The organism is Nostoc sp., assembly GCF_036916735.1.
Classification (GTDB): domain Bacteria; phylum Cyanobacteriota; class Cyanobacteriia; order Cyanobacteriales; family Nostocaceae; genus Nostoc.
This window is the reverse complement of record NZ_JBALFV010000101.1, coordinates 306,901-317,335: the sequence shown is the minus strand read 5'-3', so window position 1 is coordinate 317,335 and position 10,435 is coordinate 306,901. Positions and strand designations below refer to the sequence as shown.

The 10,435-nt window shown below is 39.7% G+C and carries 11 protein-coding genes and 1 pseudogene; 4 read left to right on the top strand and 8 right to left on the bottom strand.

Annotated features, from left to right (window positions below):
• From V7L20_RS25000 to V7L20_RS24965, 8 genes and pseudogenes are all read right to left on the bottom strand, one after another.
• On the bottom strand, positions 1 to 242 hold a 242-nt coding region (locus V7L20_RS25000; protein WP_334746652.1), incomplete at its 3' end, for a hypothetical protein.
• 134 nt (positions 243 to 376) lie between these two features.
• Positions 377 to 1,369 carry a class I SAM-dependent methyltransferase gene (locus V7L20_RS24995; RefSeq protein ID WP_334746651.1) on the bottom strand — a complete coding sequence of 331 codons (993 nt, stop codon included), beginning with the start codon at positions 1,367 to 1,369 and terminating at the stop codon, positions 377 to 379.
• Positions 1,366 to 2,112: a sugar phosphate nucleotidyltransferase gene (locus V7L20_RS24990; protein WP_334746650.1), complete on the bottom strand. Its 747-nt coding sequence runs from the start codon at positions 2,110 to 2,112 to the stop codon at positions 1,366 to 1,368. Before V7L20_RS24990 ends, V7L20_RS24995 begins: the two co-directional genes overlap by 4 nt.
• A gap of 12 nt (positions 2,113 to 2,124) precedes the next feature.
• Positions 2,125 to 3,057: an NAD-dependent epimerase/dehydratase family protein gene (locus V7L20_RS24985; RefSeq protein ID WP_334746649.1), complete on the bottom strand. Its 933-nt coding sequence runs from the start codon at positions 3,055 to 3,057 to the stop codon at positions 2,125 to 2,127.
• A 65-nt stretch (positions 3,058 to 3,122) separates the two neighbouring features.
• Complete coding sequence (locus tag V7L20_RS24980) at positions 3,123 to 3,884, bottom strand: ABC transporter ATP-binding protein (protein WP_334746648.1); 762 nt, start codon at positions 3,882 to 3,884, stop codon at positions 3,123 to 3,125.
• Positions 3,885 to 4,694 (bottom strand): ABC transporter permease, encoded by an 810-nt coding sequence (locus tag V7L20_RS24975; RefSeq protein WP_334746647.1) that lies wholly within the window; start codon positions 4,692 to 4,694, stop codon positions 3,885 to 3,887. It lies immediately after the preceding gene.
• Positions 4,695 to 4,850: 156 nt separating this feature from the next.
• Complete coding sequence (locus V7L20_RS24970; RefSeq protein WP_334746662.1) at positions 4,851 to 5,816, bottom strand: GDP-mannose 4,6-dehydratase; 966 nt, start codon at positions 5,814 to 5,816, stop codon at positions 4,851 to 4,853.
• Between the two features lie 326 nt (positions 5,817 to 6,142).
• Positions 6,143 to 7,037, bottom strand: a pseudogene (locus V7L20_RS24965) (Uma2 family endonuclease).
• 350 nt (positions 7,038 to 7,387) lie between these two features.
• Between V7L20_RS24965 and petP the strand changes: the two are divergent.
• The 4 genes from petP to V7L20_RS24945 all read left to right on the top strand — a co-directional run bounded on the left by petP (position 7,388) and on the right by V7L20_RS24945 (position 10,344).
• Complete coding sequence (gene petP, locus V7L20_RS24960) at positions 7,388 to 7,579, top strand: cytochrome b6f subunit PetP (RefSeq protein WP_334746646.1); 192 nt, start codon at positions 7,388 to 7,390, stop codon at positions 7,577 to 7,579.
• 123 nt (positions 7,580 to 7,702) lie between these two features.
• Positions 7,703 to 8,803 (top strand): Get3/ArsA fold putative tail anchor-mediating ATPase NosAFP, encoded by a 1,101-nt coding sequence (locus V7L20_RS24955; protein WP_334746645.1) that lies wholly within the window; start codon positions 7,703 to 7,705, stop codon positions 8,801 to 8,803.
• A gap of 123 nt (positions 8,804 to 8,926) precedes the next feature.
• Positions 8,927 to 9,973 carry a chlorophyll synthase ChlG gene (chlG, locus tag V7L20_RS24950; protein WP_334746644.1) on the top strand — a complete coding sequence of 349 codons (1,047 nt, stop codon included), beginning with the start codon at positions 8,927 to 8,929 and terminating at the stop codon, positions 9,971 to 9,973.
• Positions 9,974 to 10,056: 83 nt separating this feature from the next.
• A complete protein-coding gene (locus V7L20_RS24945) occupies positions 10,057 to 10,344 on the top strand; it encodes a hypothetical protein (protein WP_334746643.1) in 288 nt (95 codons plus the stop codon).
• Positions 10,345 to 10,435: the final 91 nt, after the last annotated feature.

Here is a 10,435-nt window from a genome sequence, read left to right as displayed (position 1 = left end):
TTTTTAAGATCAATTTCCTTTACTAGATGGTTCTGTGATTCTTGGAATGTATTTTGTAATTCTTTAATCTGCTGATTTTTAAGATCAATTTCCTTTACTAGATGGTTCTGTGATTCTTGGAATGTATTTTGTAATTCTTTAATCTGCTGATTTTTAAGATCAATTTCCTTCAGTCTTTCCTGATAAGCACTATCTAAATTACGCATCAAAGTGCGTAAATAATGAGGAAGTAATAGTTTCAAAACCGAATACACCATAGATTTAGCCAATAAACTTAAGATAATTTTTCAGGAGAAATTTCTTAGCTTTAATTAGGAGGAGCAGATGTCTATAAAATTTGCTTATACCCGACTACATTTATTAATTAATAACTCTACTATCTATTAAAATTAAATAAAGGAAGTGATTCACCAGTTCTTGTAAGAATTAGGTGAAATGAGTTAGGAGCATTTGGTTCACCCCTAACAAAATCTTTATCGAAATACTTTACAACTTCTTCATGGTGAATAAAGCCATTTCGATAACACTCTGCAAGCCACCATTCCTTATTTTCAACTGTTTGATGCAATCTAACACCGTTAATTACATCTTCATTTGGAGACACTGACATTATTACAATGCCACTCTTTATGAGATGAGATGAGATATTTTGAAAGACTATTGGTAATTTATCAGCACTAATATGTTCTATAAATTCCCAAGCAGTTATAACTGTGAATTCAAAGGAGTGGTTAATTTCTTCATCCTCAGAATTAACTAAGATTTTGAAGGGTTCAGTTACATCTGCTGTAAAAAGATTACTAGGTATTGTTGACCATTCAGCCCTTCCTATTATTTTGGAATAATCACTACCTTCAATGCCAACGGCAAAACAACCTAAGTCGATTATAGATTTAACAAATCCGCCTCCAGAACATCCCAAATCTAGCACTGTTAAATCTTTTAATGGTATCCACTTAGCTAGCTTGTAGTTAAAATTTAAATTAATGCTGTTATCATGTTTAGTCCCCCAAGGTTCAATATGGTCTGGACTATCATAAGCGATAGGTTTTTCTGTAATAACCTGGATTGTTTTATTGCTATATCCTAGTAATCTTTGATGTGAGCTACTTAATATTTGGTAAAGCTTAGTAATTTCCTGAGAAACACTTTGGACATGATGCTGTTCTAACATGAGTTGTTCATAACTAGCTTGTAGAGTCTGATAAGAAGATTGTAAATTAGTGTAATTTTGCTCTAAGTCTTGAATCTGCTGATTTTTAACCTCAATTTCCTTCAGTCTTTGCTGATAAGCACTATCTAAATCTCGAATAAAAGTTCTAACAGTAGTTGGAATTATATTTTTGAAGACAAAGTAAGGTTTAATCATATTTCGTCTATTAATTTTGCGTAATGATTCAAGATGAACGATTCAGCTTTTGGAAAAGACTCAGGAGTACCTATATCTAGGAAAGGAGCATCAATAACATCTACTTTTAAACAAAGATTTTTGGCTAGTAAAGAAGGAAAAACCTCATTTTCAAAGCTTAAAGGCGAACCTTCAGGAAATTCCTCTAATAAGGAATTACGCAACAAGTATACTCCTGCATTCACTACCCCAGCACCTGGACGTTTTTCTGCAAATTTCACTAAATCATTAACCTGATTGTAAACCAAGGAACCATATCGTGAAGCATCACTCACTGATAAACCAACAATTGCACCACTGACTGTAGAGTTTAGAAGATGTTTTGTCAATGATGTCAACTCGGCAAAAACTAAAGAATCACCATTAACTACCAACCAAGCTAAGGGTGATTTTCTGATTTGATGCACAGCATTTAAGAAACCTCCAGCTGTTCCCAAAGGACTTTTTTCTGGGCAGCAAACAGTCTGTACTCCATCAACAGGATGATTTTGGAAATGTTGTTCTATCACCTCTGATAGATAACCTGTGGAAAGAATGGCTTTTGTGATTCCCTGTGTTTTTAAATAACGTACAACCCATTCTACAAAAGGTTTCCCTGCAACTGATGCCATAGGTTTAGGCACACCATCGAGTAAGTGTTTAATTCTTGTACCATAGCCACCTGCTAAAATTACAGCTACGACATCATTCAGGGTAGATGGCATTGACTTCCTCAGTTAGACGTTAGAATACAGACTGTTACGCAAGATTGTATAGCCTTTAATTAGTTCTTTAATTCCCCTACTAAGAGACCAATCAGCCTCAAAGCCTGTGTTCAAAATTCGAGCATTAGAAACTATATAGTCACGTTTGTCCGGATCTTCTCCAATGGGGGCTTCAAGATAGACAAAATTAGGTAAGTGCTGTTTGATTTCAGCACATAATTCTAATTTTGATAGATTAGCATCATCTAGTCCCACATTGTAGGGCTTACCCTTCATTTGTTCAAAATTGTTAATACCATGCAGAAAAACCTTGGCTACGTCACGGATATGAATATAATTTCTTTTAAAATGACCCTCAAAAATTACTACGGCTCGGTCGTGTACAGCTCGGTAAACAAAGTCATTCACTAGTAAATCAACTCTCATGCGAGGAGACATCCCAAAAACTGTTGCCAGCCTGAAGGTAATGCTATTTTCTCTGGCTAATACTGCCTTTTCAGCCTCTACTTTAGTGACACCATAGAGGGAAATTGGGCGCAAAGGTGTATCTTCAGTGCAAAACATTCCAGACTCACCAATGCCATAACCACTATTTGTTACTGGCATGAGAATCCTTTGTTCTTTGCTAGCTAGACGGCAGAGCATATTCACGGCATCAAAGTTAATAGTTTGAGTGGCAATTTTATCATTCTTGCACAGAGGCGCACCTACTAAGGCCGCTAGGGGAATAATGACATCAGCATCCTTGAGGAGATATTTAATAGTATCCTCATCTCTGCAATCACCTCTCACTACTTGAAAGCCTTCATATTGACAGCAATCAGCTAAACTATTTTGGTGAAACATGAAGTTATCTAATACAGTCACTTCATAACCTTTAGCTAATAGAGTCGGGGTTAGTACTGAACCGATATAACCAGCTCCTCCAGTCAACAGTATCTTCATTGAGACTCCACAAATTGTCTGACTTAATTTTTAAATTTAGAGATTTTGTTCTTAGGAATAATCATCTAATAACTAGATAAAGATTCACTATCCAATTGCACTGCTTTCAGATAAAAATCTACTGTTTCTTCAGATTTTCCAGCAAACTTAACTTGTCCTTTGTTTAACCAAATTGCTTTTTCACACGATTGTTTGATAAATTTCAAATCATGGGAAACTACTAAAATCGTTGCTTTGCCATTCCAGAAACTATCAATTCTTTGCTTACTTTTATTTTTGAAACTTTCATCTCCCACAGATAAAACTTCATCTAATATCAAAATATCTGGCTGCACATCAGTAGCAATAGCAAACCCTAGCCGTGCTACCATACCCGAAGACAAACCCTTGACTGGAACTAAAGCATAATCCTGCAATTCTGCAAACTCCAGTATTGAAGGCGCTCTATTCAGCATTTCTGCTCTAGAGTATCCTAGAAGCACACCATAAAGCACAATATTATCCATGACGGAAATTTCTGCATCAAAGCCTGCTCCAAGTTCAATTAATGGGGCAATTTGACCCCTTACCCGCACTGAGCCATTTGTCGGCTGTAAAATTCCACAAATTAATTTGAGTAGTGTTGATTTTCCTGAACCATTTGCCCCTATAATACCTAATCTTTCACCTGAATTTACTAATAAATTAATTTGATCTATCACCAATTTTTTTGCTGGCTGGCGATACTTACCTTCCACAACAGAGAGCAGCGTTTTCTTGAGGTCGTAAGAAAACTCTTCCTGAGTCCGTCGCCACAGCGAAACTTGATCTAGACGAATTACTTCCATCTATAGCAAATCCATAAATTGATGTCGCCACATGTGAAAACAAACGTATCCCAATGACAAAATAATTATGCCACTGAGTAATGCACCCCAAATTAAACCTAAATTTGGTGAGGCTCCTGATAATGTAATCTGACGTATACTTTCAATAATTGGGGATAACGGATTTAAAGCTAGAAACGGCTTGACCTGCTTTGGTACAATAGCTGCTGGATAAAATATAGGACTACTGAGCCAAATCACAAATACAACTAACTCATAAAAATAAGGTAAATCTCTAAAAAATACGTATAGAGCGCTTACAAGAAAGCCAACTCCCGTACAAACTAAAACTAGCGCCAAAAATGGAAACAGCAGCGCCAGTACATTTACTAGGCTCTTGGAATTAAGAAAAGTTATCACCGCCAGTAAGGGCAATGTTCCCACTGTAAACTGAAATACATTTGCTGTAATCATCGATAGAGGAAAAACGCTAACTGGCAGACGAATTTTATTCAGAAGTAAGCCATTACCAACTACACTACTCAATGCCTGGGAGGTGGAAGATGAGAAAAAATTGATGACCACTAATCCTGTAAACGCTGCCAATACATAGTTAATTATAGAATTGCCATAATAGGATGCAAAAGTCGCGCCAAAAATTGCCGTATAGAAGCCAGTCATGATTAAGGGGTTCAGAAGTGACCAATATACACCTAAAAACGACCCACGGTAGCGCACTTTAAGGTTACGCGATACTAAAACGTACAGCAACTCCCAATAGCGCCGCACTTGCAACCAAGTTGAATTATATTTCAGCGAAATTATTGTCATTAAAAACTACCACACACGACAGGCACGTTATTCGCGGATTTTATACTATTAGAGCGTACTTTGTCGCACTAGCCTACCATTAAAAACTTTATTTTAAAAAGCACTGTTAAATCAAAACAATTATGATCTATCACTTTCATGAGGAAGTTAGGCAATTTAAGTGTTCAATTTTTTCAGGTCGTAATCAACCATTAATTCGACTAATTGACTAAAGGTGTACTGAGGCTGCCAGCTTATCCTGGTTTTGATTTTATCGATGCAACCAATCAACTGCACGGATTCGTCAGGCCGATAAAAGGCAGGGTCAACTAAGACGTAGTCTTGCCAGTTTAAATTAACGTAATTAAAAGCACATTCCACAAGTTCTTTAACAGAATGGGTTTCACCGCTGGCAATGATGTAGTCGTCAGGTTGTTTTTGCTGCAACATCAACCACATGGCGTAAACGGCATCTTTGGCGTAGCACCAGTCACGTTGGGCATCTAAATTCCCTAATTTGAGTTCATTAGCCAGACCAAGTTTGATTTGGGCAACTGTAGATGTGATTTTGCGAAATACAAATTCTGTGCCACGTCTAGGGGATTCGTGAGTATAGGTGATGCCACAGCAAGTGTAGAGGTTATATTTTTGCCGATAATTGACAGTCATCCAGTGGGCGTAAGCTTTGGCAGCGCCGTAGGGGTTACGGGGACGGAAGGCAGTGAGTTCAGTTTGGGGTGATTCGTCGGGTTGACCGAAGACTTCACTGCTGGAGGCTTGATAGAATTTGGCATCCAGTTTGCAGCGACGAATTGATTCTAGAAGACGGGAGACGCCGAGGGCTGTGTATTCAGCCGTTAGAGCTGGTTGTGTCCAAGATAGGGGAACGTAGCTTTGAGAGGCTAGGTTATAGATTTCGTCAGGTTGTGATTGAGCGATCGCATCCATCAACGAAGATTGATCTAAGAGGTCACCAGAAAGGATTTGGACGTCGCCTGAAAGGTGGCTGATGCGATCTAAGTTGCTAGAACTAGAGCGACGGACTAAGCCAAATACTTGGTATCCTTTTGCTAGGAGCAGTTCGGCAAGATAGGAACCATCTTGTCCAGTTAATCCTGTAATCAGAGCTTTTTTCACAACAATATTTTCTACTTATCCAATACAAAATTTATAAACTGTCATTTTTCCAATCCTAAGCACATACTACCTCTGCAAGACCAGTTGATTTATCAATTAGTTCCGAGAATCCTCTTATAAAAAGAAGCTTATGGGACTTAGACACTCTACAAATCTACGGTTATGTGTGCTAACGAAATGCAGTTTTTCAGACTGTTGGTGATCGCTCACTATATTAGTGTAAAAAAACGATATTTACATAATAATTAAAGTCAACTATAAAACTATCTTATTGAGCAACCATTCTCTGGTTATATACGCTTTTACAAGTATAAATAAGGACTAATTATTGCTTAACTCAAACTATCTGGATCAATTCCTTGCGATCGCAAATATTCTGCCAACCGTTCTGCACGTTGATATTCTTGTTCAGCCCGTTGAGGTTCTTGTTGAGCCCGTTGGCGTTCTTGTTCAGCCCGTTGACGCTCTTGTTTAGCTTTTTCTCCTCCCGTTGATACCCAACCTGCTGCATTATACCAACGCAACCACAAACCTGTTGTTTGTTGATAAGAACCTTGCCAAAGTCCCAATCCTAGTTCTAACTCTTCTAACCCAGGACTTACGCAAAAATTGCTAAAAAGCTTAATTTATCGAACTGCCAAGACGCCAATAGCGCTGAGAATTCGTAGAGTGTGCGTAAGTCCTATAACCATAAGCGATTATCTGGTAAAGATATTGCCTCGTAGCGAGTACCTATGAGTTGAAAAGCACGCAAGCGATTTTCATAGCGATCATAGACAACATAGTAAAGAACCCGCAAAATGTGTTCATATACTTCCCACTTTGTTGGGGGTCGGTTGACTTCTGGCAGTGTTTTTCTTAAGTCTTCTTGTTCTGTACCTGGTGAAAGTAATTCAACTACTAAAAATGGATCAACCCCCTCTTGCCAAATGACGTAACTTAAGCGTAGGTCTTGCTGTTGGCTAGCACTAGGTAATCCTAAAACCATTTACCAATCAGGACGCTTGTACCACAAAGGATGGGGGGATCATAGTAAAGATTCAAGTCACTAGCAAGTAAAATCTCCTCAGATGGATAAGTTAGAGGCTGACAAGTCTCACTGAGCAAATCCGCCTGAATGCGGCGAAATTCATCTGGCAAACCTGATTCCCCTACTAATTCACTGGGTAAATCATACATCGTAGGCATGGTTTCTTGTGGCGGACGGGGTGGATCTGTTTGATACATGATTACTACCTTTGTTGCTTAACTTAAGCTATCTGGATTAACTTATAGTGATCGCAAATCTTCCGCTAACCGTTGCCAAAGCATCTGTTTTTGTTCTAATGCAACAAAGTTTTCATCTTTGGCTCATCACTTAACAACCGAGTTGCATCAGGCATCTGCTGTTCTAGCTGTTGCGCTGTGACAAACATTATCGTTGTACCTGTTTGGTTGTTGATTTAATTTTAAGCTGTTAGATCAGGAGTTAGAAGTTAGAAGTTCGGAATTTTCTTCCTCATCTCCACTGAATTTGTGAGAGCAGAGTCACGGATTCCGCTACACTGAGACTTGGTTTATCTGAATTGTAATCAGGCATGGAAATCGGACAAAAGGTTAAAGTGTTTCGTTTGCGCGATCGCGTCTCTGCCCCTGTTGTAAAAAAACTCGGGCAAGTAGGTATCATTCAAGGCTACAAAGTCACCGATGGTGCTGGAGTCGGCGTAGTGGTAATGTTTGACGACAATACTTCCACTTGGTTTTTTGAAGATGAAATCAAACCTGTGTAATAGTAAAAAACTCAGAACCGGGTTTTTCTTGGCATCTGAAATTGAAAGCACAGGTTGAGAGTCTTTGTTGAGTGCTAAGTTGGAGTTGAAAAGCTCGGCGGTGAAAATAATAGGAATCAAGTAATGGCTCTAATATTGACATTTTTGGGCAAAGGCGGCACCGCTCGTACCAAAATTGCGATCGCCGCCGCCAAATTATTGGCAAGTCAAGGCAAGCGCGTACTTCTAGCAGGACAAGCAGAACCAACATTGTCAATTCTGCTCGGTACTCCCATTGCTGCCGATCCCCAGGAAATCGCTCCCAATTTGCAAGTAGTTCAGTTTCAAGCATCTGTATTACTAGAACGCAACTGGGATGAAGTAAAGAAACTTGAGGCGCAATATCTCCGTACGCCCATATTCAAAGATGTTTTTGGTCAAGAACTGGTAGTCTTACCAGGCATGGATAACGCTCTAGCCCTCAATGCTATCCGCGAATATGATGCCAGTGACAAATATGATGCGATCGTCTACGATGGCACGGGTGACTCTTTAACGTTACGAATATTGGGTTTGCCAGAATCTCTCAGTTGGTATGTCCGACGATTTCGGCAATTGTTTGTCAACTCCGATTTGGGGAAAACAATTACTGAATCGCCCTTGGTTCAGCCGCTCATTAGCAGCTTTTTCAATGTCAACTGGACAGCAGATAACTTTGCAGGCCCCACTAACCAAGTCAATAATTTCTTAGAAAAGGGGAGAGTTGCTCTTGCTGATCCCAAGCGTCTTGCTGCTTTCTTAGTGACCACAGGAGATCCAATTGAGGTAGCAAATGCTCGTTATTTATGGGGAAGTTCTCAACAAATTGGTTTAACTGTTGGTGGTGTTCTGCTTGTATCTACTGGGACAAACGCTAACCTGTCAGAGGAATTTATACCCTTACCTGTGAGCGTCGTTCCCGACTCGCCAACAGGTGACTGGCAACCATTGATAGACGCCTTACCTAACTTTGAAGCACAAGCGTTACAGGCTCCCAAACCAATTGAAATAGACATCCACAATCGTCAAGTACGCTTATTCTTGCCAGGTTTTGACAAAAAGCAAGTCAAGCTTACCCAATATGGGCCAGAAGTCACGGTAGAAGCAGGAGACCAACGGCGCAATATTCCTTTACCCCCTGCTCTGAGTGGCAGACCTGTTGCTGGAGCAAAGTTTCAAAATAATTATTTGATAATTTCGTTTTAAGTTAGTTACGAACAAAGTTAGAAGTTAAGAGTGAAGAGTTAGGAATAAAAATAAATAAGTTATAGCTTCTAACTCCTAACTAATAACTGCTAACTTCTAACTTCTAACTCATTAATAAACCTTATGTCAGAATCAACTCCCATTACCCCAGACCCTAACCCAGCTGAGGTATTAGACTCAGTGGTAAATAATTCCAGCGAAAAAGCGAACGCATCTGCTGATCGCACTGCGAAAACTAGGCAATTGCTGGGGATGAAAGGTGCAGCATCTGGGGAAACTTCAATTTGGAAAATTCGTTTGCAGCTAATGAAGCCGATTACTTGGATTCCCCTAATTTGGGGCGTAGTCTGTGGTGCGGCTTCTTCTGGTAACTATACTTGGACACTGGAAAATGTGTTGAAGGTAGCAACCTGTATGCTGCTGGCTGGGCCATTGATGACAGGTTACACCCAAATCCTCAATGATTACTATGATCGCGAAATCGATGCCATCAATGAACCCTATCGCCCAATTCCCTCTGGGGCAATTCCTCTACCCCAGGTAATTATTCAGATTTGGGTATTACTAATTTCTGGCATTGCTTTAGCATTTGTGCTGGATATGTGGTCTGGTCATGAATTTCCGACAATTACATTGATCGCAATTATCGGTTCTTTCATAGCCTACATTTATTCTGCACCTCCCCTGAAACTCAAGCAAAACGGCTGGCTAGGTAGCTACGCCTTGGGTGCAAGCTATATCACCCTACCTTGGTCTACAGGACACGCTTTATTTGGTGATCTCAATTCTACAATCGTGATTTTGACAATGTTCTACAGCTTGGCTGGATTGGGTATTGCCATTGTTAATGATTTTAAGAGTGTAGAAGGCGATCGCCAGCTAGGATTAAATTCACTACCCGTAATGTTTGGTATTACTACTGCGGCATGGATTTGTGTAGTAACGATTGATGTATTTCAAGGATTGATAGCAGCTTATCTCGTCAGCATCCATGAGAATTTGTATGCAACAATACTAATACTCTTAATCATTCCGCAAATTACCTTGCAGGATATGTATTTCCTGCGTGACCCCGTGAAGAATGATGTTAAGTATCAAGCCAGCGCCCAACCGTTCCTTGTTCTAGGAATGCTTGTCACTGGTTTAGCACTGGGTCATGCTGGCGTTTAACTTATACTTCTATAGTGAGAAGTTAGGAGTTAAGAGTTAAGAGTTAATATACCTTTAACTCCTAGTTTGTATCAGGACATATCGTGTTTCAACTGATCTCTTTACTCATTCATGGGATTCAACCTTTATTAATCCCGATTTGCTTTGTTGTTGCTTGGACTGTAACTATTCTGGCTGTTTTGAGTCTCTGGACGGCGGCGCGAGATAGTGTGACTACAGCCAAGCAAATGCATCAAATTCCTTGTAGTGGTTGCCAATTTTTTACCGACAATTACCGTCTTAAATGTACTGTACGCCCATCTATTGCCAATACAGAAGAGGCAATCGATTGTTTGGACTATCAACCAAAGACGAATCCTTATCTGTATTAATTGGGTAGTGGGGAGAGTAAGGGAGACAAGGGGACAAGGGGTGAGAAGCTTCAACAAGTTTTTCCCCTTGTCCCCAATTTTCTTTGTACCC

Excerpts from the sequence above, each read along its gene's own strand:
- chlG (WP_334746644.1), top strand. The coding sequence starts at position 8,927 with ATGTCAGAATCAACTCCCATTACCCCAGACCCTAACCCAGCTGAGGTA.
- petP (WP_334746646.1), top strand. The coding sequence starts at position 7,388 with ATGGAAATCGGACAAAAGGTTAAAGTGTTTCGTTTGCGCGATCGCGTC.
- V7L20_RS24990 (WP_334746650.1), bottom strand. The coding sequence starts at position 2,112 with ATGCCATCTACCCTGAATGATGTCGTAGCTGTAATTTTAGCAGGTGGC.
- V7L20_RS24995 (WP_334746651.1), bottom strand. The coding sequence starts at position 1,369 with ATGATTAAACCTTACTTTGTCTTCAAAAATATAATTCCAACTACTGTT.
- V7L20_RS24980 (WP_334746648.1), bottom strand. The coding sequence starts at position 3,884 with ATGGAAGTAATTCGTCTAGATCAAGTTTCGCTGTGGCGACGGACTCAG.
- V7L20_RS24985 (WP_334746649.1), bottom strand. The coding sequence starts at position 3,057 with ATGAAGATACTGTTGACTGGAGGAGCTGGTTATATCGGTTCAGTACTA.
- V7L20_RS24955 (WP_334746645.1), top strand. The coding sequence starts at position 7,703 with ATGGCTCTAATATTGACATTTTTGGGCAAAGGCGGCACCGCTCGTACC.
- V7L20_RS24975 (WP_334746647.1), bottom strand. The coding sequence starts at position 4,694 with ATGACAATAATTTCGCTGAAATATAATTCAACTTGGTTGCAAGTGCGG.